Source organism: Crocinitomix algicola (assembly GCF_001661595.2).
GTDB lineage: Bacteria > Bacteroidota > Bacteroidia > Flavobacteriales_D > Crocinitomicaceae > Crocinitomix > Crocinitomix algicola.
Genome location: NZ_LYPF02000021.1, coordinates 45683 through 71477, shown reverse-complemented (window position 1 = coordinate 71477; position 25795 = coordinate 45683). Strand labels below are relative to the sequence as shown.

Here is a 25795-nt window from a genome sequence, read left to right as displayed (position 1 = left end):
GTTTTTATAATCTTGTGCATGACATTAACCAATGGTTGGATGCAAAGTAACAATGAGCATCAATTGAAGTTAAAAGTAAAAGATGTTCAGTCATTTGAACCACTTTTTCATTCGATTGAAATAGGAGAAGGGTTTAAGATGATTACCTACGATACACTTGTATATAACGATTTGTATTTAGATACAGAAGATTTTCAATTGTATAAAAGTGGATTTTCTTTGCGTTTTAGACGTAAAGAATTGAATGATAATAGCGTTTACAGTTTTCAGCTAAAAAGTGAAGCTAATTTATTTGGTGTTGAACGCATAGAGGTAGATCAATTTGATTTGGATATTTATGAGATAGAAATTGAGCAACAGTGGGTTAAATTAGTTCATGGTTTGGACGCAATATTTGATGAGTCTAGCGAAAATGTGAACGATTTTCTAAAAGGTATTGCGCAATGGTGCAGCAATAAATATGAAGCTCCCTTAGCGCCATTTCAGAAATTACGGGAATTGGAAGAAAGGGGCGTTATTGACAAAGTATTTAAGTTAAAACCTGTTTTAAAAGGGATTTCATTCAGAATGAGAAGTCATGTGGTAAATAATCGTTATAATGGTTGTAAGCTGGACAAAAGAAGTGATCAATTAAAGCAACCTAAGTATTTTAAAGAACACAAGGATGTTTGTTGGTTGATGGAAACATCATTCGATCGAAGTATATTTGAAGTACTTCATGAGAATAATCATATGGAGTTTGAAATTAATGAATTTGAGATTGAAAATAAGGCAAGTTTTCCTGTTGAAGATCGCGTTTATCTGTATAATTTTTCGACTTTAATAGCGAGTCGTTATGGGTTAGTAAAAGAGCATTATTCTAAATATAAACAAGTTATCTCTGCCACTCAAAGTAACTAATGATTGACATCGTGATTAGAACAAGCACGGCAATTAGATAGTAGTAAAACGGTAAATCCGTTATACCGTTATAATTGTAGATAAAACCCCAAATAAATAATGCAGAGGTTTTGACAAGAACAGTTGTCCACATCCCTAAGTGAAGGTATGATTCTTTTTGTGTACATCGGCCAACATGAAACTTAAGTTCATCAATAAATTCATGTGCTGTTCGAGTAATAAAAGTGGCAATGAAAAGAGGTAGCATAATCCAGCCAAACCAATATACGCCTACAAGACTTATTTCCATTAATAATGAGCAAAGTAAGATAATGCGATGTACATTTAACTCTTTATCGGTTATTTCTTTTTCTGCGATGCGTTTATGTGTTAACGCATCTAACCCCCAAAAAAACGAAAATAATATTGCAGATACTAATACTATTCTGGCCCAATTTATAGGTGTAATTTCAGCTAGCGTCATAATTTAAATATTAAGAAGAGTATAAAAATTAACGTACAAATATTTAGGTTGTAGAATTGCGTCCAAAATATATGGTTGCTTCCATGCGCTAATCCAATAAGATTTATTGCTCTTGCGATGAATATAAAATAAAAAGTGATTTGAATGTTGAAGGAAGCATTTGATAAAAAGAGAGTTAATAAAACTAATAAGTTCGTTGAATGAAGTAAAATTAATGTCATTTTTCTACCATATTTACCAGGAATGGTATTGATATTCAAGTTAACATCTGATTTTATGTCGGGCATATCACGAATAACACTACCCATAAAAACTTGCATAAAAACGGCAAAGAAAAACCAAAGAACGTCCCTACTAATTATGGGGTATGCCCCAGCAATAACTAAGGTGCCCCAAACGAAACCAATGACAATATTTTTCATAAATATGACATTTTTTAATCGGACCGTTTTTGATTTGATCGTTAAGGGAATTGCATATAACCCTCCTACAGAACCGCCAATAATTAGAATTAATATTGGCATTTGATTGGCGTAAGTATAATAGTGGATGCCTGTAAATATCGCAATGAGAAAAGCTAGAAGATGAAGAGGGAATGAGAAAAAATGAACTAGATTTTTTCGCAGTTGGTTGTTGAAATAAAAAGCATGGTTAACGCGGTAAACTAAAATGACTCCAAAAAACACTAGTAGCCCTAAATGTATAATATCACTTGCGATGAATTTTCTGAACAATAAGCCAGAATAAGATAAAGATACTGCGGCAATACCGAATAGAGATAAGCGATTAAATGATGGATTAGCAGGTGTTTTCACTCGCTAAAAGTACAAAATTTATGTTTTGGCTTTATATCGCTTGAAGCTTGTATAAGCAATTAAAAATGCTGTGAAAGGCAATGCTGCCATAATATAATAAACTTGAAAGTGAATAATGTCGTATAGCGCAGACCCTATTGTTAAGAATACTGCCATGGCTAAAGAATTTATTGATTCACTTATGCCCATAACTGCCCCTTGCTTTTTGGGGTCGGCATGAATAGAAATTAGCCCATTAAATGTTGGAAAACTTAAGGAAAGTCCTAGGTTCATGATATAGTAAAACGCAATATAAAGCCAGAAATTATCGGTCAAAGTAATGGCAATCAATCCCAGTGTGCTTAAGCCTAATCCCAGTAAAAGTGTTGGGAATTCTCCAAGTTTTTTAATTATTCTTGGAGCCATAAAGGCTTGGTTAAATGACAAGAATATTCCAACAACAAGCATGAAAACACCAAGTTCTGATGAATCAAACTGAAATAAATCAATTAAATATAGAGATATCGTACCCATATAGAATGCCATCATAACCGAAAAGAAGAATTTGGTTAAGAACAATACCTTAATAATTGGTTTGGGATTGATTTCACGAATTCTTCTGAAAATTAGAAAACTTTTAAGAACGGATTCTTTTTGACGATCACTTTTGTTTTCTTCTATTAATGATTCCTTTAGCCATAAAAAAATTGCAATTAATGCAATTATTGAGATAATTATAGCGGCTATTATCGTTCCTTTATAGCCCATTGATCCTGCAGAGCTCATTCCTCCAATACCAGGTCCAATAATCATTCCTATACCGGCAATACCGCCCAAATACCCAAAAATATAGGATTTTTCTTCGCGGGTAGTAATGTCTGATACATAAGCGTTTGCAACAGATGTGTTTCCTCCAGTAATACCATCGAGGGCTCTAGCAAACCCTATGATGATCAAAGGAATAGAAATTCCTATTAGCGAGGTATTCGGTAAAAACAAGGCAAATAAAAATATAAACCAACTGATTAGCGTTCCAATTTGACTGATGACTAAAACAGGTTTTCTGCCAATAGAATCAGACATTGCACCCAAATATGGAGAGCCTAAAAACTGGAAACTGGAATAAAGGGTTAACATTAACCCAAAAACCCATTTTGGAGCTCCATATTCTTCGACAATAAAAGGGAGAACAGGCATTAGTATGCTTATGCCTAAAACATTTACAAATGTTAAAAGATAAGCTGGAAGTAGCTTCTTGCTCATTGTGCAAATTTACACAATATCACGGTTGAATTAAGTTGTTTTATTTGTTTAGTGTTAAAATAAAGTTATCTAATTCGGTTTCTGTTGTAATAGGCATGGAGCAATAAGTAGACGTGCACATTAGAAGTGTGTTCAATGAAAATTCATTGTAAAACTGTTGGTTTTCTTTGGTCATACTTCTAATAGATTCGGCTTTAAAATATACTGGTAAGGTTGAATTAAGAATTAGTTTGCGTAAATAAGTCTTTCCTGTATTGTCGATTTTCTTATCAATTATTAGTTTAGCTTGATAGGGTTCTTGGGCGAATAGTCTTTTTGCTTCAATTAAAGTAGGTATAGTGGCGGCAGATGATGCGAGTGCTTTAACGTCTAGTTTATTAAAAATAGATCGAGAAAAATCTATAATTTTTTTATTGTCTGTGAGATAGCCCAGTTTATTTAGAGCGATTGCAGCATCTAGATTAGCTGTTGAAACTATGTTTGATCGCATAGCTTTTTGCCCGATACTTGATCTCAAACCATTGGCACTTTTAAAATTTGAAATAATCGACTTTCCTAATTCGTGAGATCGTTCCAAATAATCGTGCTCTGGAAAGATTTGTGTCATTATGTTTAGCGTTTTTAAGAATTCAATATTGTCAGTTAAAGAAAATATTCCTTTGTCTTTTTTTGATCGGAGGTAGAGGTTGTTCTCGCTTCTATAATGTGTCATGATATAGTCTACCATGTTTCTTGCTTGATTTAAGTATGTAGTGTCGCTTGTTGCAGCCCATAAATGAATAAAAGACTGAATCAAAAGTGCATTTTCTTTCAGGTAGATATTATTATCTATAGATGGAACTCCTTTTTTTAAACGACTCTGTTCATCAAGCGCATAATAATTTTCTGCATGAACACCTGAAACTAAATCTGAATTTTGGCTATTATAAAACAATGGAGTTGAGTTTTTTAAAAAGCGATTACAGTATCCAACTATCTGATTTGCATTATTTAAAGAAGAACTATCTTTTTCGTTGTAAAAATGCTTTGCAAAAATGGATATATACCGCGCTTGGTATTTTAGCAGTTTTTCATAATGCGGGTTATTCCAATTACCTCTTGCACTATATTGATAAACGCCTCCCCAAACAGTATCCAATATATTTCTTGAATTTTGAATAGAGAGGTTAGCCCATTTATACAATATTGGGTTTGATTTTTGATTTAATGCGTAATTGATTCCGTTTAAGTATAAAGATTTATTGCTCCACTGGTACCCGCCTTTTAAAGTGTCTAGTGTTCCCTTAAAAAGTTCGTCTAATTCCTTAATTGTTAACCTAGACTCTGATTGATCGATAGATTTTTGGGTGATGGGTTCAGGGTGCAGAATTACGTTTTTAAGGATGGAAATGAATTTTTCTGGATTTTGGTACCCTCTTAAACGAAGAATATCTTCTCCTTTACTGTTCATGATAATTGTTGCAGGCCATCCCCATTTTCGATAAGCAGCGTAAAGATCTGGTCGCTCATCTTGATCGGCTTTTGTTAAAATAAAGTTCTTAGTCAAAAATGATTGAACAGTTTTGTTTGAATATGTACTATCGTCCATGACATGGCACCAATGACACCAATTGGCACCTATATCCAATAAAATTAGTTTATTCTTTTCCTTTGCTTTTTCATAAACCTGTTCGGTAAATGCTAACCATTCAAACTTTTCTTCTTTTTGCGGCTCATTACAGCCTGAAAAAAGTATGGTAAACAAGGTTATTAAGATGATTTTAATTGAATTTTTCATAACGATTTACTTCAATTTACGGCTGATTTATCATTATGGATTTTAGATCGTTATATTTTTGAGTAGATTGATTCAAATCCGAATGCCTTTAAATGTTAAATTTTTATAAATTGCGCATTATGCGATATTTAACATTGGTATTTGTTTTTCTTTTAGGTGGGGTAGCAAAAGGACAACTGTATAATAATGGTCATGTACCTCATCCTGTCGAAGATGAACGTGCGGCTGGATGTGCGCCAGCCTCTGGTACAACTTATTTAGAGTTTAACAATGTTCGTGCTTTGATACATACCGGTGGAAATTTATGGCAGATATCTGGTCAAAATTTTTCGCAATACGAGGTACCAAAAGGATCCGGAATAATGGCGTTGTTTACTTCTGCTCTTTGGCTAGGTGGTATTGATTTTAATGGTCAATTAAAGATTGCTGCCGTGCGATATCGTAATGGTCAAGATTATTGGACAGGCCCACTTACCACAACGGGAGAAGCTGAAATTACGCCTGAAGTTTGTGAGGAGTATGATCGCCATTTTGTCATAAGTCAGGATGAGGTAAGAGAGTTTGATGCTTGGTTTAAAGCAGGATTATTTGATGCAGAAAATGGTACATCAACTCAGGAAGATGAATTTGGGGATTACATAATTCCAGAATCTATTCTTGAATGGCCAGCCCACGGTAATCCGGATTTAAATCAAGATTTTTATTTAGCACCTTTTTATGATCGAGATGAAAACGGAATTTATGAACCCGAACAAGGTGATTACCCCTTGTATGATATTGAAAAGGAAATTGATTGTAAAACGAATAGGGCTGTGACATTATACGGAGATCAAACGATCTGGTGGGTAATGAACGATAAAGGGAATATTCATACCGAAACAGGAGCTGACCCGCTAGGAATGGAGATTCGATGTCAGGCTTTTGCGTTCGCTACCAATGATGACATTAATAATATGACTTTTTATAATTATGAGTTAGTGAATCGTTCTACTCAAACCTTATATGACACTTATTTTGGCGTTTTTATTGATGGTGCCTTAGGTGGTCCAAATGATGATTATGTGGGTTGTGATGTAAGTCGGGGCCTCGGATACACATATAACGGAAATGCTTACGATGCAACTGATGGCGGTTATTTAGGTTATGGTTTTAATCCTCCTGCCGCTGGGGTCGATTTTTTTGAAGGTCCATACTTGGATAATGATGGAATAGATAATCCTATTTATGTTGAAGATAGTGTCTCCATGAGCGAGGTTTACTCTGGAAACGGTATTCCTTACGCTGGTTTGGGAATTGGCTATGGTGATGGAATTGTTGATAATGAACGTTTAGGAATGAGACGTTTTTTATATTATAATAATCTTGGAGGGGGCGGCATTGAAGCGCAAACTGATCCAACAACTGGGCAAGATTATTATAATTATTTGAGTGGATTTTGGAAAGATGGTACTCCTTTTGTGTATGGGGGCAGTGGGCACGTGAGTAGTGATGGTGCTCTGCCTTCAGTTCATTCTAATTATATGTTTCCTGGTGATACTGATCCATTGGGTTGGGGAACGGACGGTGATCCGCAAGCTGTATGGACAGAGCAAACTGCTGGAAATGTTCCTTTTGATAGAAGGTTTGCTCAATCTGCTGGACCGTTTAGATTAGATCCAGGTGCTGTCAATAATATTACAACCGGTATTGTTTGGGCTCGCTCTAACGAAGGTGATCCTTTTCAATCGGTTATTGCATTGCAAAAGGCGGATGATAAAGCCCAAGCATTATTTGATAATTGTTTCAAAGTCTTGGATGGTCCACATGCGCCTGAATTATCAATTCAAGAACTTGAAAATGAATTAGTAATTTCTATATATAATGCAACCGGCTCTAATAATTTTGATGAAAACTATGCAGAGCTGGATCCATTTATTGTTAATGTAGACGGTGTTGAGGGGTTTGACAATTTATACCGCTTTCAGGGGTATCAGGTATTTCAAATTATTGATGAAACTGTTTCTCCCACTGAATTAAGTGATATCTCAAAAGCACGTCTGGTTTTCCAATGTGACATTCGAGATACAATCACCAAATTAGTAAATTACACTTTTGATGAAGAAATTGGAGCTGCTTTGCCAGAAGTTAAAGTCGATGGTGCCAATGAAGGAATCCGTCATTCGTTTAGTGTGACAACTGATCAATTTGCGACTGGTGATCGAAAGTTGATTAATTTTAAAAAATACTATTACATGGCAATTTCCTATGCAAGTAATAATTTTAAGCCCTATGACCCCGATGATCCAACATTAATAGATGGACAAAAATTACCCTACTTATCTAGCAGGAAAGCCGCAATTGGGGAAATAGTGTCTTATCTCGGAATTCCCCATTCGCCCAACCCAGAAAGTGGGGGAACTATTCAAGCTGTCCCATATGGCTATCAATTGCCCATTACGCGAATTGACGGTTGGGGTAATGGAGGGAATTGGACGGTGCTTGACCCAAAGTCAGAAGAAAAGATATTAACGAATAAATCCTTAGATGAATTGACATATGCACCTGGTGCAGGACCGATTATAATAAAAGTTATTGACCCATTGAATTTGCCAAATGCCGACTTTGAATTGTATTTTACAGCCGATGATCCGGATGATTTGGATACAGCATCCTGGTATATTGTGAATAAGGGAATGAATGATACAGTTTTTGCAAAACAAACCATTGATTTTGCGGGTGATCAATTAATACCAGAGTGGGGAATTTCAGTTGAAATAATTCAAACTAAATATAGGAATAGGACGGCGGGTTATTATGCTTATGAAACTGATCCAATTGACGGACAAATCGTTTTTGCAGATTCATCAAAACGATGGTTAACTGGTAGTCCTGATTCTGATCTCTATAACGCAACGAATTGGATTCGATCAGGAATCAACATTCCGGATGCCGATGAGTGTATTGGTGTGGTTTCTAATAATCCATGTTTCTATAGGGATAAGAATAAAGATGTAGAGCAAAACTTTGAAAATTTGTTAAATGGGATTGTTGGCCCATTTAATCTTTTAGGGAATGAATATGTAGGCATGCCAATTGGTTATCCTGATGTAGTCTATAATGCCGATGGTAACCCAACTTCTTGGTACAGTCCAGGAATAAGTCAATCTAAAGTGAGTTTTGCGGATATACATGGCGTAGATTTAGTAATAACGTCTGATCAGTCAAAATGGTCAAAATGTCCTGTTATTGAAACTGGGCACAATAAAAATCAAGCGATAGGCGGTTCTTCAATTATGAAATTGAGGTCTTCAAAATCTAAAGATATTAATGGCAATGAGCTTGAAACTACTGGAATGAGTTGGTTTCCTGGTTATGCGATTGACGTGGAAAGTGGTAAAAGATTAAATTTGGCTTTCGGTGAGAATTCATGGTATCATGGGTCTAATGGTTCAGATATGCTTTGGAATCCAACTGATGAAATAGGGAGTGCTTTGTCTGGTGATCCGATAATTGGTGGAGGACACTTTGTTTACATTTTTGGTGAAGATGTAGACGATAGTGGTATGCCAGTTTATGATGAAGGGGCTTGGTTGTACGATCAATTGGCTAACGAAACAACAGGGAATTATATCAATGCTTGGAAGAACTGTATTTGGGTTTTTGAACCGATACTTGTCCCAGGTGAAGAGTTTTTAAGTACAGATGTTCGTATGTCGATGCGCGTTAGTCATCCTTATCAAACTAAAGAATTTACAGGAATTAATAATGGCCTACCTGCTTATCGTTTCACAACCGATGGAGTTCAATCTGTATATAATGATCTATCCACAGCTACCTCAGCTTTAGATCAGATTAGAATTGTTCCAAATCCGTATTACGCTTATTCCGAATATGAAACCAATTCGATAGATAATCGTGTCAAAATAACAAACCTTCCAGAAGTGTGTAATATTACTATATTTAATATGAATGGAGGTGTAGTGAGGCAGTTGAGCAAAGCAAATGATTTAACTTTTCAGGATTGGAATTTAAAGAATCATTTGGGAGTGCCGATTGCAAGTGGAATGTATATCGTGCATATTGAAGTACCAGGTGTTGGAGAGAAAATTATCAAATGGTATGGCGCTATGCGATTGATTGATATTTCTAAACTATAAAATAAATTATTCTAAATAAAAAAACCTCCAACAGCTTTACTGATGGAGGTTTTATATTTTTTACCTAAAGGAAGCTTAAAAATCAAATTTAATTCCTTGTGCTAAAGGTAGCTCAGACGAATAGTTAATCGTATTCGTTTGTCTTCTCATATATACTTTCCAAGCATCAGATCCTGACTCACGACCACCACCGGTTTCTTTTTCTCCACCGAAGGCTCCACCAATTTCAGCACCAGATGTTCCAATATTTACATTGGCAATTCCACAATCTGATCCGCCAGCTGATAAAAAGCGCTCAGACTCACGAATATTATTTGTGAAAATAGAAGAAGATAGTCCTTGTTTAACGTCGTTTTGAATTTCAATGGCATTATTAACATCTCCACTATACTTAATTAAATAGAGCAATGGTGCAAATGTTTCATCTTGAACGATGCTATAACTGTTTTCAACCTCAGCAATAGAGGGTGATACATAGCATCCAGACTCGTATCCCTCACCGCTTAAAGATTTACCTTCTACCAATACTTTTCCGCCTTCTGCTTTCACTTTTTCAATCGCAGCAAGATAGGTTTCAACTGAATCTTTGTCAATCAAAGGTCCCATATGATTAGATTCATCTAATGGATTACCAATTTTGATTTGTCCATAAGCATTTACGAGGATGTCTTTTACCTTATCGTAGATTGATTCATGGATAATTAATCGGCGGGTTGATGTGCATCGTTGTCCCGTTGTTCCAACTGCACCGAAAACCACACCTGGAATTACTAATTCTAAATCTGCTGATGGTGTAATGATGATGGCATTATTTCCACCTAATTCTAATAATGATTTTCCAAGACGTTTTCCAACTGCTTCACCAACTGATTTTCCCATTCTTGTTGATCCTGTTGCCGAAACTAAAGGTACACGTTTGTCATTTGCCATAGCCTTTCCAAGTTCAGCATCTCCAATTAATACGCTTGATACTCCTTCAGGTACATCGTTCGCATCAAAAACTTCTTGCGTAATGTTTTGGCATGCAATTGCAGTTAAAGGTGTTTTTTCAGACGGTTTCCAAACGCAAACATCGCCGCAAATCCAAGCTAAAGCTGTGTTCCAGCACCAAACTGCAACTGGAAAATTAAACGCCGATATAATACCAACAACACCAAGTGGATGATATTGATCGTACATTCTATGAACTGGTCGCTCAGAATGTAAAGTTGATCCATTTAATTGTCTCGATAAGCCAACTGCAAAATCACAGATATCAATCATCTCTTGTACTTCTCCCAATCCTTCTTGGTATGATTTTCCCATTTCATATGATACCAATTTACCAAGTGGAATTTTATATTCTCTCAGTTTATCACCCAATTGTCGAACAATTTCTCCTCGTTTTGGAGCAGGAATTTCACGCCATTCTTTAAATGCCGCCTGACCTTTTGTTATTGCTGTTTCGTAATCTGCGAGTGTTGCACTTTTTACACTTCCAATTAAGGTACCATCTACTGGTGAGAATGATTTGATTTCTTCCCCGTTAGATGAAAACCAACCTTTTCCGGTTGATGCACCATTATTATTTTCTTTTAAACCGAGTTGTTCTAAAACTTCTTTAATTTCGGTCCCAACTGTCATTGTAGCCATAGTTTCTTGTTTAAATTCTTAACAAAAGTAAGGATTTTTGTGTAAAACAAAGGGTTAGTTTGTTCCTTAGTTTTTCTTATTTTTTGAAGTGAATTTACAGGATTTAATTAATTTTAGACCGAAAATCGGTTACTTTAATGTTAAATCGTGGCATAAAGGAGAAAATTAAATACAATTCAAAATGAAAAAATTATTTCTTTTAAGTACTGCTCTAATCTTCACGTTTTTTGCGTTTTCAGCCTCGTTAATTTCAGCTGGAGAGAATATATGTAAAGTCTTTATTCCTTTAGAGGAAGGTGTGACTTTACGGTATGAAAATTTTAATGGTAAGGAAAAACTTACAGGATCGGATGAAATGACCATTCAATCTATAAAAGAGGTTGGCGAAAACATTGAGATTGGAATTCTGGCAAAAACTTTTGATAAAAAAGGGGAGTTAACATCAGAGCAAGAAATGGAATACGCTTGTGTTGATGGTAATTTTAAAATGGACCTTAAGTCTTACCTACAACAAGACATGTTAGAGGCATATGAAGATATGGAGATGGAAATTGAACAGTCTGAATTAGTAATTCCGAGTTCAATCGCTGTTGGGGAATCTTTACCTGATGCTAATCTGACAATGAAAATAAAGGCAAACGGTTCAGTGATGATGACCATGAATATTGATATTACCGATCGAAAAGTTGAAGGAATAGAAGAGATAACGACGCCAGCAGGTACTTTTAGTGCAATGGTTTTAACCGAATCTCAAGAAACCAAAATGATGTTTATGAATAGAAAATCGAAGACTAAAACTTGGTTGGTTGAAGAATTAGGTGCTGTGCGCTCTGAAACATATACGGATAAGGATAAGCTAGAATTTGTTCGTATTCTTTCAGCCATTAAATAGATTATTCCCCCCTTAATTAATGACGAAAAATTTAGACTTTACATCGTATAAAACAATTTTATTAGCAGCTATTATCATTCGGTTAATAGCTGCTATTTTTTCACAGGGCTATGGTATGCATGATGATCATTTTTTGATTGTTGAGTCTTCCGCGTCTTGGGTTGATGGGTTTGATTATAATAATTGGTTGCCATGGTCTGAATTGAATAATGGCCCCGAGGGTCATAGTTTTACTTACGTTGGTCTAAATTATTTTATCTTTTTATTTTTTAAATCAATAGGTTTACAGGATCCTAAATTACTCATGTTGATTAGTCGTCTTATTCACGGCGCATTTTCGCTGCTCATTGTTCATTTTGGATATAAGATTACAGAAAAACTGGGTAATAAGCATCAAGCTGTTTTGGTGGGTTGGACATTGGCGATTCTATGGATTCTTCCTTTTTTATCCGTTCGTAATCTGGTCGAAATAACCTGTATTCCTTTTATGCTATGGAGTGTTTGGGTGTTGATTAAATCTGATCATAGAAGTCGATTTATTTTTGCAGGATTATTAATTGGAATGGCAGTTTCTTTTCGTTATCAAGTTGCAGTATTTGCCTTGGGAATGGGATTAGTATTGCTCGTTGAAAAGAAATCGCGTGGCTTTATATTGTTTTCAATAGGTATTTTTATTTGCATCGGTTTAACTCAAGGATTGGTTGATTATTTGATCTGGGGTTATCCTTTTGCTGAATTTATTGGTTATACTACCTATAATGTAAATGAGGGTACTGCTTATATTCCAAATAATAATTATTTCATGTATTTGTTGGTTTTGATGGGAGCTACTTTGTTTCCATTAGGAATTCTCTTGGGTATAGGCTTTTTTAGAAGCTGGAAAAAGTATTTACTTTTATTTCTTCCCGTGTTGTTTTTTATTATTTTTCATTCGATTTATCCGAGTAAACAAGAACGTTTTATTCTACCGGTTTTACCCTTCTTTATTATGCTCGGTGTCATGGGTTATGATCTTTTGAAACAAACGAATTTTGTGCTAAAATTTAAGCGCTTGTCGTGGCGCCTATTTTGGATCTTGAACATACCGCTATTAATCTTTGCGAGTTTAACTTATACTAAAAAGTCACGTGTAGAATCAATGTATTATTTTGCGAATATTGATACGCGTGAAATGATGATTTTACAGGAGTCGAGTGGTAAAGCTGATCCTTCAATGTTACCTAAGTTTTATTCTACAAATTGGGAATTAAAAATTATCCCACGAATAAATCAAGAACAAAGCTTGAGTGTGCACGAAGGCTATCAATATAATTACATCCTCTTTTGTGACGATGAGATGTTAGAAGAGCGAATTTCAGCATACAAGACCATTTACCCGAAAATGCATCTTGTTAAAGTTTGTGAACCTAGCTTGGTAGATGCTTTATTACGTTGGCTTAACCCTAGAAATCGGAATGAATATATAGAAATTTGGAAAACAGGTGTGTAGATAACTTGTTTCTATTCTTCCTTATCCCGCATGATTACTGATTTTGTTCAAAACTTGTGAGTAACTCCATTTAAAATCACTGGCACCCAAACCCAATTTGCTCGTTATTGAAAGTACAAACAAAAAACTATGCGTACAAGATTAATGATATTGCTATTGGCTGTATTCATTATTGCTTCTGGCTTTTTAGCTTAAGTAAAATGAATAGGCTAGACTTTTAAGCACTTGCCTTAAAGTAATTGTAATGAATTAAAATAATTGGCTGCTAGGTATAGATCATCTTCCTCTAAATGATGTTCTTTTGATTTCAGAAATGATTTTCGTTTCGGCATCCTCAACCGACCGAACTTCAATGAAATCTCCTCCGCCTTTTGAAACTACATTTTCCATATGACTGGTGATGTATTTCGATGTTTTTATTCCTACAACTGAAAAAATAATGCCTTGTTTCTCGTAATGTGAGCCAATGGTTTCTAAATAGGTATTACTGCCTTTATTAAATGCACCATCTGTTATCATGATGACAATATTGTTTCTTTTATCGTTATAATTTTGTTTGTTCATTCGGTAGGCTTCTTCAATAGCGTCGCCACCAGCCGTTGAACTGCTCGTGGTTAATCCAGCAACACCTGAAATAATTTCTTCTTTTTCTTTACCACTTAAACTTTCCACAACAACATCAACACTTGATGAATATTTTAAGATGGTGATTAAATCATCATCCCTTAAAATATCTACTAATTCTGTCATTGATAATTTTAAAAGTTCGAGTTTCCCAACGGCATTCATCGAACTTGAAACATCCAAGATAAAAGTAATATTGTTCAACTTAAAGTGGTTAACGTCAAATAGACTATCAGGTAGGTCCTTTAAGTCTGTCGTATCATTATAATTCGGTGTTTCCACCATTTCAGAATTCTCTTCTAAAATTGGTGTAGTTTCTTCAGGAATTTCCTGAATTGGAGGTGTTTCAGTAATCTCAATCTCTATTATACTTCCTTCATCTTCTTCAATCTGAGGTTCTTCAGCATAAACTTCTTCTTCATAAACAGGTTCCTCACTTGGTTGTTGAAGTTGTATGAGGATATAATTCTGTTGAAAATTTACGTATGATTCTTTAAAATTATTAGAGTAATTGGATTTTTGGGTGGCAAGTAAATAAAGTCCAATGGGTACCTCTTTCCGAATTATTCCATCTCTATTGGTTGTAAAGTAACCTACTTGTTTATTGTTATGTATTAGAGCAACTTTTGCACGATGAATAGGTTCACGTGTTAGAGAGTCTACAACTTTTATGGTTAGCGCGAAATTATAACGTTGAACTCCAGATGGTGGACTACTATTAAAATCGGGACAAGCGGTTAAAGGATTTTGGGAGACTTCTTTGACGTTTCCTTTTAATTGGATGGTTATGGGTTGATCACGATCAGAAAAATAGATGTCAACATCGTGGTTAAACTTTCCTTTTTTACCTTCATTAATTTTTAAACGAATGGTGATAGAGCTATCCGGTAAAAGAACTTTACTTGAGAAGATATAGTAAACATCCCTTGGCTTTTGTACATTCAATAAAAAATGTTTATCAGTGGTGTGATTTGTAAATTCAATGTCAATGTAGGTTTGAGCGTTTGGATAGAGTTCACCAAAATCATAAGCAGTTCGATTTGCTTCAATTTGTCCATAACTGAATACCGAGCTCAAAACAAAAATAAATAATAATAAATTTCGCATGCCTAAATATAGTACTTAAACAAGATTATGGTTACAGATATTATACCAAAGTTTCTTGTATTTAAAGCTCACATCTAAGGCTCTATTTTTGTTGTTTTATTGGATTCAACAGCGGTTTAATTCCATCGCTTAAGAAATTTGTATTAACTTAGTTTTCTATTCTAAAATTATAGCATGGGATCAAAATTAGACCTACTAAATTCTAAAAAAGAAGAAGCCTTAAAAGGAGGTGGAGAAAAACGTATTGAATCTCAACATAGTAAAGGGAAATTGACTGCTCGTGAGCGGATTCAATTACTTTTAGATGAGGGAAGTTTTGAAGAAATTGGAATGCTTACAACACATCGTTCCACGAACTTTGGTTTGGATAAACAACAGTTTTTAGGCGATGGAGTTGTTACAGGTTATGGTTTAGTGAATGGGCGACCAATCTATGTCTTTTCACAGGATTTTACCGTTTTTGGTGGTTCTTTGGCTGAGGTTCACGCTAAAAAGATTGTTCGAATTATGGATTTATCCATTCAAAATGGAATTCCTTTAATTGGACTAAATGATTCAGGAGGTGCAAGAATTCAAGAAGGGGTTGTTTCATTGGGAGGTTATGCCGATATTTTTTATCGTAACACATTAGCTTCTGGTGTTGTTCCGCAAATTTCTGCGATAATGGGGCCATGCGCCGGCGGTGCAGTTTATTCTCCAGCATTAACTGATTTTATTTACATGGTTGAAGATTCTTCATTCATGTTTGTTACTGGTCCTAATGTTGTTAAAACGGTGACTCACGAAGAGGTGACTAGTGAGGAACTAGGAGGAGCTTCTACGCATTCTCAAAAGTCAGGTGTAGCACATTTCTCTGTTGAAAATGATTTAAAATGCATTAATGATATCAAAAAGTTAATGACTTATTTGCCACAGAATTGTGAAGAACAATCTCCACGGTACGAATATTCTCCTTCTGATGAACGAAGAATTGATTTGAATAACATCGTTCCCGAAAATCCCAATCAACCTTATGACATGAAGGATGTTATTCGCGAAATTGTGGATACAGATTCTTTTTATGAGGTGCAAGCTTCTTATGCTGAGAACATTGTCATAGGATTTGCGTTTCTAGGTGGAAAAAGCATCGGGGTAGTGGCGAATCAACCCGCTTTTTTAGCGGGTGTTTTGGATAATAATGCATCTAATAAAGCTGGTCGTTTTGTGCGTTTCTGCGATTCTTTTAATATCCCATTACTTGTATTAGAAGATGTGCCTGGATTCTTGCCTGGTACGGAACAAGAGTGGAACGGAATTATTAATAATGGCGCTAAATTGCTCTATGCTTTTTGTGAAGCAACAGTGCCAAGAATAACCGTTATTACTAGAAAAGCTTATGGTGGAGCGTATGATGTAATGAATTCTAAACATATTGGTGCAGATATGAATTATGCATGGCCTTCAGCTGAAATTGCGGTTATGGGAGCAAAAGGTGCTGCTGAAATTATTTTTAGAAAAGAAATTCAATCAGCAGATGATCCAGTAGCCAAATTGGCCGAAAAAGAAGCTGAATATGCAGAGCTATTCGCGAACCCATACAACGCTGCTAAACATGGTTTTGTTGATGAGGTGATTGAACCGGCAAATACACGAAAAAAATTAATTCGTGCCTTTGATATGTTAAAGAATAAAGTCGCGCACTTACCAAAGAAAAAACACGGTAATATTCCATTATAAATTATGCAGCCACTTGCTCATTTATTAATTGATGGTCAGCTAGGACCATTGTCAAATGAGTGTGCCAATTATGGAATTTTTTCTCTTCAAAGTTTATTAGAATGGGTTGAACAGTTACCTTATGGTAGAAACTCCCACCGTAATCATTCGTTGGTTTTAGCTGAAGAAAAAGGGACATGTAGCACGAAAAATGCGCTGATAAAGGCAGTAGCTCATGAACAAGGTTGGCATAATGTACACCTGTTCATAGGTTTTTTTTTAATGGATGCGGAATTCGATTCTCGATTGAAACCTATTTTACAGAAAAATGAACTAGCTTTTATTCCCGAAGCCCATTGTTTTTTAGAAATAAATGAACAATTCGTAGATGTATCTGGTCTAAACGAAAAGCGAAAAAAAATTGATTTTAAGTTCTTGAAGACGATCGAAATTAATGCAGATCAAATCAATAGCTTCAAGCAAGATTTACATAAGAAATTTATAAAAAAATATGCCACTCAATTAGCAGTAGACCTTAATCAAATATGGACTATTCGAGAAACATGTATTGAGGCATTTTCGAAATAAATTGAATTTTCTGGTTACCTTTTCGAGTTGATTACATTGGTGATAAATACCGATTAAATGACAAATGAAAAGTTAATCCAACAACTAAAGTGTGGAATGCACGAAAAAGCATTCCGCTACCTCTATAAAAATTTAAGCAAAGTTGAAGCTTATGTGAAATCTAATTCGGGCACAAAAAGTGAAGCCTTGGATGTTTTTCAAGATGGCTTAATCGTCCTGTACAATAAAGTGAATGCTTTTTCTGATCAATCTGAAGTTAAGGTAGAAGGATTCTTAATCAACACGTGTAAACTTCTTTGGAAGAATGAACTTAAAAAGAAACGTGTTCGAAATAAAAAGAATGAATCAATTGGAATTGAACTTAAAGATCAATCTGAATTGGAAGATTTTACCTTACTAGAGTTGCGTTATAAAATCGTTGAAAAGATTATTTCAAAGCTAGGTGAAACTTGTCGTACTGTTTTAGTATCATTTTACTATAAAAAGCATTCCTTAGAATCAATTGCGAAGCAGTTGAATTACAAATCAGTTCAAACGGCAAAAACGAAAAAGTACAAGTGCATGGAAAAAGCACGCAAAATGGCTGTTGATTGGGGTGCTAATTCTTTAAATCATCAATTATGAGAAGAGAATTAGAAGAAATGGAACGTATCGACTTGTATTTGTCTGGAAAGTTGTCAGAAATGGAAGGCAGGGAGTTTGAGCGTAAAATAAAGTTGGATTCCGATTTTAATCAAAAAGTAATGTTTCAGCAATTGTTTCAGGAAGGTTTAAATGCATATGGCTTAAAGCAAGATGCGCAACTTGCCTATCGCAAATATCGTTTTCGGAAGTTGTTCTTACGAGGGTTGTTTATAGCATTTGCAATGACATCTATATTCTTTTTGTATTTCAACCTAAATAAGGAAACAAGCCTAGTTCAATTTGTGTCATCTCAAAGAAAATTGAAATTAGAAACATGCGTTTCAGATAAGGCAATTGAAGATTCTTTTATTGAAGAATTGGAGGAAACAGATACAGCATTGGTAATTATAGGCTCCGATTCAACAATCAGCTCGCAAGAATTTTATTTAGAAGAAAATAATAATTCGGACGAATTAGAAAAAAGGTCAATTGACAATGATAGCGAAATCAATGAGACTCAAATCAATGTCGAACCAACATATCCTGGAGGATTTTCTGCACTATCAAACTTTATTAACCAAAACATCAACTACCCGAAAGAGGCATTAATAAACGGAAATCAAGGAATTGTTTATGTTCGCTTTACAATTGATATTGAGGGAAACATTAAGAATACCCGGGTAGAGAAAGGGGTGAGTAAATCAATCGATAAAGAAGCGTTGAGGGTGGTGGGTTTGATGCCAAAATGGATACCGGCAATGGTCAATGGTCAACCCAAGCCAGCCTACTATACCTTGCCAATAAATTTTTCGTTTGAGTGATACTATTTACTTAAATGACTCGTTTACAAGTGAAAATAACGCTTATGAATTGGTTTAGAATTATTGGTTTAGGTATTGGATTATCAAGTTCAGTTTTAGGGTATGGACAAGATTCACCTAATGAAAGGTACAAGGATTTAGGAGTGGTTTTCTCCACGGATCAACTCAATAAATTTGGTTTAGAATTCCGAAATCCTTTCGGTGAAAGCTATCGCTATAAAATTGGGTTTACAGTTGGAGGTCAAGGGAACTATTTTTCCCCTGAATCTGTCTATTCTGCTTCAGACACAACTGTTCTTATGACACGTCAGACGAGCAGAAGGAATCAATTTAATCTAAGGCTCGGTTTAGAACGCGATTTAAAATTTGGATTTTCATTAGGTTTAGATTTAAATCTTGCATATCGAAGTCAGTTTTTACAAAGGCAAAATATTGGATATGCAATCAATGAGGATGGAACCTGGGAATTTGCTGAGATTGTTACTCCGGAAAATTATGACTACTTTACTGATCAAGGTAATGGTCATCAACAAGTCATAGGCGAGCATGATTTTGCACAAGTCAATTATCATTTTTTGAATACCGATTTAAGGCTTTCACTTAATTTGGATGTGCCTATTTCAAACCATTTAATGGTGCATGCATCACTGGCGGGCATTTTTGGAACGCCTATTTATTTGAATGAGAGTGATCGGAATGACCCTAAGAATTATTACCCTGAGACGCCGCCAAATATATTTAATGGATCTGTTATGTGCAATGTAGGAGTAAGATATGCCTTAGGTAAAAATGTTAGTTTAAAGTAGTTTTATTTAGCTTCTTTAAAATACTTGAAAGGGAAGATTAGCATGCCAAAGCATTTGCCGTCTTCCTTTTCTTGGTTTTTATGATGCACTTTATGCGCTTTTCTTGCGGCTTTAAAATAGCGATTATCAGTTTTATCGAACCATTTTTTTCTACGATGAATAAGGACATCATGCATCAAAAAGTAAGCTAAACCGTAGAGAGCGATGCCAAAACCAATTCCTATTGAGATTGAGTTGTTATAGATGAAGCCAAACATAATAGTTAGCCAAGAGGGAATTGCAAAAATAAGGAAGAATAGATCGTTTTTTTGGAAAAGTTTACCGGTCGGTTTATGATGGTCTTCATGTAGGTTCCACAAAAATCCATGCATGATATACTTATGGGTAAACCAAGCCATAAATTCCATAAAGAAAAAAGCAGCGATTATCGAAATAAATAAAATCATATCCTCATTTATAAGGTTGTTCAGTACTAGAAACACACGAAATGAGATATTGTTTTATTCGTTCTTTTAAATGGCTAAAACGCTATCCTTCTCAGTGCCCAAAATTAAATCAACTTGTTCTAATACGAGTTGGTTGTCAACGACTTTTAGTTCAAATTCATGTCGAATAGGTGAGGTAAATTGATCCATTTGCTTTTCACCCATATTCATCATCATACCCCATTCGGAAAACACAAAAGTTGCTCCAATATATTGTGGATTAATATACACTAAATCTGTACCATATTCATTGACTTTCTCTATTTCATCTTCGTTTAAGTCAGAAAAATAGGCGGTTAACTCGGGTTTAGGGTAATCATTCGAATTTTTCCATTGATTTTTTTTATTGTCCCAGATCAAATAATTGAATTGTTGTTTGCCTTCGTTCATTTGACTTAAAAAAGCGACTTTCTTTTCACCCAATTCAAAAGTCATGAATTCTAAAAGGACACCACATTTACTCTCATTTATTGTAAAATAATGATCAGATAGTTCAAATTTTTTCCAATCAACAGCTGAATTATTGTGTAAAATTGCTTGACTTACTTCTTGTTTGTCAAAACAAAAATCATCGCCTAAAATAGTTTCATCAATAGCAAAGAAGTCCTGTATTAGCTGAGGCTGTTCAAGTAAAGCAATTTCATCGAGTTCTTTTTGATTCGGTTCAATTTCTTGAACAGTGCCTGTGTCTACTTCAGTATTCTCATTAGTACTATTTTGACAGCTTATAACAAGACTGATGCATGCGATATACCAAATTTTTTTCATCTTCGTTTTATTTAATTACACCCAGCTCTTTACCAACCTTTTCAAACGCAGCAATAGCTTTGTCAAGTTGCGCTTTTGTATGGGCAGCAGACAATTGAACACGAATTCTTGCTTGTTCTTTCGGTACAACTGGGTAAAAGAATCCAATGGCATAAACACCTTCATCTAATAATTTAGCCGCAAATTCTTGCGCAATTTTTGCGTCATAAAGCATAACAGGAACAATTGGGGAATCTCCTTCTCTGACGTCTAATCCAGCTTTTTTCACTCCCGCTTTAAAGTATGCTGCATTCTCTTCTAAACGATCACGCAATTCAGTTGATTCACTTAACAAATCAAATACGGCGATAGAAGCACCTACTATAGAAGGGGCAAGTGAATTTGAGAATAAATAAGGTCTAGATCGTTGTCGCAACATATCAATGATTTCTTTTTTCGCAGCTGTGAATCCACCCATGGCACCACCCAATGCTTTGCCAAGTGTGCCCGTGATGATGTCAACACGTCCCATTACATTGTTGTGTTCGTGTGTACCGCGTCCTGTTTTACCAATAAATCCTGTAGCATGGCAATCGTCAACCATAACAAGTGCATCGTATTTTTCTGCCAAATCACAAATTTGATCTAACTTAGCTACGTAACCATCCATAGAAAATACTCCGTCAGTTACAATAATTCTATTCCTATGACTTTGGGCGGCTTTCAATTGCTCCTCCAAATCTGCCATATCAGAGTTTTTATAACGGTAACGTGCAGCTTTGCATAAACGAACGCCATCAATAATTGAAGCATGATTTAACTCATCAGAAATTATGGCATCTTCTTTACCAAAGAGTGGTTCAAATACACCTCCATTGGCATCAAAAGCGGCAGCATATAAAATCGTATCTTCCATTCCTAGAAACTCAGAAATTTTTCGCTCTAGTGTTTTGTGAATATCTTGCGTTCCGCATATGAATCTCACAGAAGACATACCAAAACCATGACTGTCAAGTGCTTTCTTAGCTCCTTCAATTACTTTAGGATGACTGGATAAACCTAGGTAATTATTAGCACACATGATTACAACATCGTCACCACTATCCACGGTCACTTCCGCACCTTGGGGTGTAACAATAATTCGCTCTTCTTTATAAAGACCAGCTTCTTTAATTGCCGCTAATTCATTTTGTAGTTGTTCTTCTAGTTTTCCAATCATAATTTCAGTGCTTTGTAATATATGATACAAAGATAATGATTCAATTGAACTAACTTAGCGTAGAATTTGTTTGTATACTAAAAGTCGATTATCTGTTTTTAATCAAACAGAAAGAATTGAAAAATAGAATCGTTTTATGGGCATAAGGGTAGTATTTTTATTTATTGGACTTGTTGTGAGTAGAGTGTCTTATTCGCAAGGAACTGAAAGTTCAATAGTTTCATTTTTTGATGTTTTTATCGATTCATTCATCGGATATGGAGGATATCTATGGCGTGAAATAACCTTTCAAACGGAGCCGTGGTATATCAATTATTTTTGGTTATTAATTGGATTATCGCTTTTGGTTTGGTTGTTAGAAATAGTTTTTCCTTGGCGCAAGAATCAGCCTGTTTTTAGAAAGGATTTTTGGTTGGATGCTTTTTATATGATTTTCAACTTCTTTCTTTTCCGCTTGATAATATTTGCAGCTATTGCCAATATAACTGAACAGGGCTTTATAAATATTGTAGGCGGAGACTTGTCAGCCTATTCGTTGTTCAACCTATCCAGCCTTCACCCGGTTTTGCAATTTATTATTTTCTTTTTAGCGTTAGATTTTGTGCAGTGGTTTACACATTTTTTATTGCATCGGTTCAACTTTTTATGGCGTTTCCATCAAGTCCATCATTCAGTAGAACAAATGGGATTTGCTGCTCATTTAAGGTATCATTGGATGGAAAATGTTTTTTATACCCCAATGAAATATTTAGCGATGCTTTTTATTGGCGGCTTTACACTAGAAACTGCGTTTATTGCACATTATTTAGCCATCGCAATAGGGCACATTAATCACGCCAATATTGATATTTCTTATGGTCCATTAAAATACGTTTTTAACAATCCTAGAATGCATATTTGGCATCATGCCTACGAACTACCCGATGATCATCAATATGGTGCTAATTTTGGAATTTCTTTAAGTTTATGGGATTATATATTTAGAACTAATTATGTGCCGTATTCTGGAAGAGATATTCGTCTGGGATTTAAAGATGTAGAGCAATTCCCTAAATCGTTTTGGAAACAATTATTTTATGGTTTTTGGAATAAAGAATCCAAAAAAATGAATTAAAAGGGTAAAAATAAATACCTTTTAACCTTAATCTATGACGTTGAACAGATTTTGTAACTGTTCATCTTCATTTCCAATTGTTGTTCGGTATGGTATATTGAACTTTGTACATATAAATTATAATTATGTGCACGTTGAATTTTTTAAAATTATCATGTTTACTACTGTTTACTCAGTTTAACGTAATTGCATTTTCGCAAGGAGCTAACCGAGTAACAGGTGAGTTGTTGAATGATAATGAACCTATCCCTTTCGCTAATATTTTATTGAAGAACAGTACAGATAGTACTGTTTCTAAATTTGGTGTTTCAGATACCACGGGTAAGTTTGTTTTAAATGGAGTGGCTAACGGAAAGTACTTTCTGCAAATTGCTTCTGTCGGATTTGAAAAGTATATTTCAGAAGAATTTGAACTCTTTGGAGATGGAATAGAGATTGGAATTATAAAAATGATTTCGGACAGTGAACTTGAAGCTGTGCAGGTCTTACAATTACGTCCGATAATTGAAGTTGAGCCAGATAAAACTGTGTTTAATGTGGATAAAACACTTAACGCTACCGGATCTAATGGGTTTGATTTGTTACGTAAAGCACCGGGTGTTATAATCGATAATAATAATGATATTATTGTTGAGGGAAAGTCAGGTGTCCAAGTTTATATTGATAATAAACCTTCGATTTTAGCCGGTGATGATTTAATTAATTATTTAAAAACACTGCAGGCCGCGGATATTGATAAGTTAGAAATCATAACACAACCTTCATCTAAATACGATGCAGCTGGTAACGCTGGGATAATTAATATTATACTTAAACGTGATAAAAATTTGGGTACTAATGGTACGTTTACAGCGGGTTATGCTTATGGTAAAAATCATCATGCGAATAGTTCTATATCAATAAATCATAGAAATAAAAAGAGTAATGTTTATGCTTCGTATAGTAATAACTATGGACGTAACTGGGGATTTTTTGACATGGATCGTTGGCAATATGGTTATTTGTATAGCTCTGAGACAGATAATAGTTATTATGCAGGGGCACATAACGCTAAAGTTGGTACGGATTGGTTTATAAATGATAATCATACACTAGGAATTTTGGTTTCTGGAAATTATTTTGACACTGAAAACTCAAGTAACACAAGTACTTTAATTATTCCTTTTGAATCTAATACGCCACAACAAAAGTTAATAGCGGAAAACACTGGTTATGGTACAAATTCACAAGGTGCTGGTAATATAAATTACCGTTATCAAGATTCTTTAGGGCATGAGTTAACACTGGATTTGGACTATGCTGCCTATAATCGGGAGTCCTCTAATTATCAACCTAATTTATATTTAAATGGAAGCAACGGGAATACATTATTTGAAAATAACTACCGTATGGTAACGCCAACTTCAATCGCTATATATTCTGCAAAATTGGATTATGGCCAATATTTTTTAGGTGGAAAATTAGGCGCTGGAATGAAAGTGTCAATGGTCGAAACGGATAATGTGTTTGAATTTTTTGATGTAGTTGATGGTAATGATTATCGAAATGATAGCCGTTCGAATGAATTTCTTTATTCAGAAAACATTGCAGCAGGTTACATTAATTACGCTAAAAAGTTAAATCAAAAATGGAATTTGCAGGTAGGGGTTCGGGTTGAACATACTCAATCTTTTGGAGAGTTAAAGAGTAGTCAAATTAATTCTGAAGATTCGGTTCGTAGATCCTACACCAATCTTTTTCCAAGTGGGGGATTAACATTCAATCAGAATCAGAATAACATGTGGGCTCTAAATTTTAGTAGACGTATTCAACGACCAAATTATCAATCTTTAAATCCTTTTGTTAATCAGTCTTCCGAACTATCGTTTATGAAGGGGAATCCGTTTTTACAGCCACAATATGCCTACAATACAAGATTGTCTCATACCTTTAAGTACCGTTTTACAACATCGGTTAGTTATAGTTATGTTGAAGATTATTTTGCTCAAATTACAGATACGTTGGGTACGGATAAATCTTTTTTAACAACCTTAAATGTTGCCGACCAGCGAACGATAACTTTAGGTTTAAGTTTGCCACTACAGGTTAAAAGTTGGTGGAATGTTTACTTATCAGTGAATGCATATTCAACTTCGTATTTGGCTAATGATGAAAAATTCACGCCATTAACCCAAGAAACGGTTAGTATATATGGTCAAAATACTTTTTTATTGCCAAAGGGCTTTAAGCTTGAATTGTCTGGATGGTTTAGTTCTCCATCAGTTTGGGGCGGTACCTATGTTACACAAAGTTTGGGTGCTTTTAATGCAGCTTTAGAAAAGAAGTTTTTTAATGATCGTTTGGCTTTGCGTTTATCCGGTTCTGATATATTTTTTACCTCATGGTGGAAGGCAAAAGCGACTTTTGGAGATGTCCGGTTTGATGGTTCAGGGGGATACGAAAGTCAACGTGTAGCCTTTAATTTAACCTATAACTTCGGGAATAACGAAATGAAAAAAATTCGGGAACGGAAGACCGGATTGGAAGATGAGAATAATCGTACAAATGGTGATGGCGGGGGACAACGCTAATAAATCCAGTATTATAGCGTGTCAGATAACATATTACTGAATTAATTTG

The 25795-nt window shown here is 35.0% G+C and carries 20 protein-coding genes; 11 read left to right on the top strand and 9 right to left on the bottom strand.

What is annotated here, in order from left to right; all coding sequences use genetic code 11:
• Positions 1-18: 18 nt before the first annotated feature.
• Positions 19-900 carry a hypothetical protein gene (locus A8143_RS13715; protein WP_070138397.1) on the top strand — a complete coding sequence of 294 codons (882 nt, stop codon included), beginning with the start codon at positions 19-21 and terminating at the stop codon, positions 898-900.
• On the opposite strand, the gene A8143_RS13710 is transcribed toward A8143_RS13715, so the two are convergent.
• Genes A8143_RS13710 through A8143_RS13695 form a run of 4 tightly spaced genes read right to left on the bottom strand, consistent with a single transcriptional unit; the run spans position 875 to position 5197 of the window.
• Complete coding sequence (locus A8143_RS13710) at positions 875-1363, bottom strand: hypothetical protein (RefSeq protein WP_070138396.1); 489 nt, start codon at positions 1361-1363, stop codon at positions 875-877. The two genes, A8143_RS13715 and A8143_RS13710, sit on opposite strands and share 26 nt — an antisense overlap.
• A complete protein-coding gene (locus tag A8143_RS13705; protein ID WP_070138395.1) occupies positions 1360-2178 on the bottom strand; it encodes a UbiA family prenyltransferase in 819 nt (272 codons plus the stop codon). Before A8143_RS13705 ends, A8143_RS13710 begins: the two co-directional genes overlap by 4 nt.
• 18 nt (positions 2179-2196) lie before the next feature.
• Positions 2197-3420 (bottom strand): MFS transporter, encoded by a 1224-nt coding sequence (locus tag A8143_RS13700; protein WP_083261396.1) that lies wholly within the window; start codon positions 3418-3420, stop codon positions 2197-2199.
• 40 nt (positions 3421-3460) lie between these two features.
• Positions 3461-5197, bottom strand: a complete 1737-nt coding sequence (locus A8143_RS13695) for a DUF255 domain-containing protein (RefSeq protein ID WP_070138393.1) — start codon at positions 5195-5197, stop codon at positions 3461-3463.
• 119 nt (positions 5198-5316) lie between these two features.
• On the opposite strand from A8143_RS13695, the gene A8143_RS13690 reads away from it, so the two are divergent.
• Positions 5317-9333, top strand: a complete 4017-nt coding sequence (locus tag A8143_RS13690; protein WP_245676513.1) for a T9SS type A sorting domain-containing protein — start codon at positions 5317-5319, stop codon at positions 9331-9333.
• A 75-nt stretch (positions 9334-9408) separates the two neighbouring features.
• Here A8143_RS13690 and amaB read toward each other — a convergent pair whose 3' ends face one another.
• On the bottom strand, positions 9409-10965 hold the full coding sequence (gene amaB, locus A8143_RS13685) for an L-piperidine-6-carboxylate dehydrogenase (protein ID WP_070138391.1): 1557 nt from the start codon (positions 10963-10965) through the stop codon (positions 9409-9411).
• Between the two features lie 181 nt (positions 10966-11146).
• Between amaB and A8143_RS13680 the strand changes: the two genes are divergently transcribed.
• Together A8143_RS13680 and A8143_RS13675 are read left to right on the top strand one after the other, a co-directional pair.
• Positions 11147-11857 carry a TapB family protein gene (locus A8143_RS13680; RefSeq protein ID WP_070138390.1) on the top strand — a complete coding sequence of 237 codons (711 nt, stop codon included), beginning with the start codon at positions 11147-11149 and terminating at the stop codon, positions 11855-11857.
• Positions 11858-11876: 19 nt separating this feature from the next.
• On the top strand, positions 11877-13346 hold the full coding sequence (locus A8143_RS13675; protein WP_070138389.1) for a glycosyltransferase family 39 protein: 1470 nt from the start codon (positions 11877-11879) through the stop codon (positions 13344-13346).
• A 276-nt stretch (positions 13347-13622) separates the two neighbouring features.
• On the opposite strand, the gene A8143_RS13670 is transcribed toward A8143_RS13675, so the two are convergent.
• On the bottom strand, positions 13623-15077 hold the full coding sequence (locus A8143_RS13670) for a VWA domain-containing protein (RefSeq protein WP_070138388.1): 1455 nt from the start codon (positions 15075-15077) through the stop codon (positions 13623-13625).
• Positions 15078-15251: 174 nt separating this feature from the next.
• Here A8143_RS13670 and A8143_RS13665 point away from each other — a divergent pair, with 174 nt between their 5' ends.
• The 5 genes from A8143_RS13665 to A8143_RS13645 are packed head-to-tail and all read left to right on the top strand — an operon-like array spanning position 15252 to position 19611.
• Positions 15252-16793 (top strand): acyl-CoA carboxylase subunit beta, encoded by a 1542-nt coding sequence (locus A8143_RS13665; protein WP_070138387.1) that lies wholly within the window; start codon positions 15252-15254, stop codon positions 16791-16793.
• A gap of 3 nt (positions 16794-16796) precedes the next feature.
• Positions 16797-17360 carry a hypothetical protein gene (locus A8143_RS13660; protein WP_083261395.1) on the top strand — a complete coding sequence of 188 codons (564 nt, stop codon included), beginning with the start codon at positions 16797-16799 and terminating at the stop codon, positions 17358-17360.
• A 57-nt stretch (positions 17361-17417) separates the two neighbouring features.
• Positions 17418-17984 (top strand): RNA polymerase sigma factor, encoded by a 567-nt coding sequence (locus A8143_RS13655; RefSeq protein ID WP_070138386.1) that lies wholly within the window; start codon positions 17418-17420, stop codon positions 17982-17984.
• Positions 17981-18805: an energy transducer TonB gene (locus A8143_RS13650; RefSeq protein WP_070138385.1), complete on the top strand. Its 825-nt coding sequence runs from the start codon at positions 17981-17983 to the stop codon at positions 18803-18805. The genes A8143_RS13655 and A8143_RS13650 overlap by 4 nt, the downstream gene beginning before the upstream one ends.
• A 44-nt stretch (positions 18806-18849) precedes the next feature.
• Positions 18850-19611: a hypothetical protein gene (locus A8143_RS13645; RefSeq protein WP_139134363.1), complete on the top strand. Its 762-nt coding sequence runs from the start codon at positions 18850-18852 to the stop codon at positions 19609-19611.
• A gap of 2 nt (positions 19612-19613) precedes the next feature.
• Here A8143_RS13645 and A8143_RS13640 read toward each other — a convergent pair whose 3' ends face one another.
• From A8143_RS13640 to kbl, 3 genes are all read right to left on the bottom strand, one after another.
• Positions 19614-20057, bottom strand: a complete 444-nt coding sequence (locus A8143_RS13640; protein WP_070138438.1) for a sterol desaturase family protein — start codon at positions 20055-20057, stop codon at positions 19614-19616.
• Between the two features lie 66 nt (positions 20058-20123).
• Entirely contained in the window at positions 20124-20864 is a 741-nt protein-coding gene (locus A8143_RS13635; RefSeq protein ID WP_070138383.1) for a hypothetical protein, read from the bottom strand.
• Between the two features lie 7 nt (positions 20865-20871).
• On the bottom strand, positions 20872-22062 hold the full coding sequence (gene kbl, locus A8143_RS13630) for a glycine C-acetyltransferase (RefSeq protein WP_070138382.1): 1191 nt from the start codon (positions 22060-22062) through the stop codon (positions 20872-20874).
• 136 nt (positions 22063-22198) lie between these two features.
• On the opposite strand from kbl, the gene A8143_RS13625 reads away from it, so the two are divergent.
• Both A8143_RS13625 and A8143_RS13620 read left to right on the top strand, forming a co-directional pair.
• Entirely contained in the window at positions 22199-23176 is a 978-nt protein-coding gene (locus tag A8143_RS13625; protein WP_083261394.1) for a sterol desaturase family protein, read from the top strand.
• A 125-nt stretch (positions 23177-23301) separates the two neighbouring features.
• A complete protein-coding gene (locus A8143_RS13620; RefSeq protein ID WP_070138381.1) occupies positions 23302-25746 on the top strand; it encodes an outer membrane beta-barrel family protein in 2445 nt (814 codons plus the stop codon).
• Positions 25747-25795 lie beyond the last annotated feature (49 nt).

What these genes read in the sequence shown, in the direction of transcription:
- A8143_RS13715 (WP_070138397.1), top strand. Translation starts at nt 19, where the DNA reads ATGACATTAACCAATGGTTGGATGCAAAGTAACAATGAGCATCAATTG.
- A8143_RS13710 (WP_070138396.1), bottom strand. Translation starts at nt 1,363, where the DNA reads ATGACGCTAGCTGAAATTACACCTATAAATTGGGCCAGAATAGTATTA.
- A8143_RS13700 (WP_083261396.1), bottom strand. Translation starts at nt 3,420, where the DNA reads ATGAGCAAGAAGCTACTTCCAGCTTATCTTTTAACATTTGTAAATGTT.
- A8143_RS13695 (WP_070138393.1), bottom strand. Translation starts at nt 5,197, where the DNA reads ATGAAAAATTCAATTAAAATCATCTTAATAACCTTGTTTACCATACTT.
- A8143_RS13690 (WP_245676513.1), top strand. Translation starts at nt 5,317, where the DNA reads ATGCGATATTTAACATTGGTATTTGTTTTTCTTTTAGGTGGGGTAGCA.
- amaB (WP_070138391.1), bottom strand. Translation starts at nt 10,965, where the DNA reads ATGGCTACAATGACAGTTGGGACCGAAATTAAAGAAGTTTTAGAACAA.
- A8143_RS13680 (WP_070138390.1), top strand. Translation starts at nt 11,147, where the DNA reads ATGAAAAAATTATTTCTTTTAAGTACTGCTCTAATCTTCACGTTTTTT.
- A8143_RS13675 (WP_070138389.1), top strand. Translation starts at nt 11,877, where the DNA reads ATGACGAAAAATTTAGACTTTACATCGTATAAAACAATTTTATTAGCA.
- A8143_RS13670 (WP_070138388.1), bottom strand. Translation starts at nt 15,077, where the DNA reads ATGCGAAATTTATTATTATTTATTTTTGTTTTGAGCTCGGTATTCAGT.
- A8143_RS13665 (WP_070138387.1), top strand. Translation starts at nt 15,252, where the DNA reads ATGGGATCAAAATTAGACCTACTAAATTCTAAAAAAGAAGAAGCCTTA.
- A8143_RS13660 (WP_083261395.1), top strand. Translation starts at nt 16,797, where the DNA reads ATGCAGCCACTTGCTCATTTATTAATTGATGGTCAGCTAGGACCATTG.
- A8143_RS13655 (WP_070138386.1), top strand. Translation starts at nt 17,418, where the DNA reads ATGACAAATGAAAAGTTAATCCAACAACTAAAGTGTGGAATGCACGAA.
- A8143_RS13650 (WP_070138385.1), top strand. Translation starts at nt 17,981, where the DNA reads ATGAGAAGAGAATTAGAAGAAATGGAACGTATCGACTTGTATTTGTCT.
- A8143_RS13645 (WP_139134363.1), top strand. Translation starts at nt 18,850, where the DNA reads ATGAATTGGTTTAGAATTATTGGTTTAGGTATTGGATTATCAAGTTCA.
- A8143_RS13640 (WP_070138438.1), bottom strand. Translation starts at nt 20,057, where the DNA reads ATGATTTTATTTATTTCGATAATCGCTGCTTTTTTCTTTATGGAATTT.
- A8143_RS13635 (WP_070138383.1), bottom strand. Translation starts at nt 20,864, where the DNA reads ATGAAAAAAATTTGGTATATCGCATGCATCAGTCTTGTTATAAGCTGT.
- kbl (WP_070138382.1), bottom strand. Translation starts at nt 22,062, where the DNA reads ATGATTGGAAAACTAGAAGAACAACTACAAAATGAATTAGCGGCAATT.
- A8143_RS13625 (WP_083261394.1), top strand. Translation starts at nt 22,199, where the DNA reads ATGGGCATAAGGGTAGTATTTTTATTTATTGGACTTGTTGTGAGTAGA.
- A8143_RS13620 (WP_070138381.1), top strand. Translation starts at nt 23,302, where the DNA reads ATGTGCACGTTGAATTTTTTAAAATTATCATGTTTACTACTGTTTACT.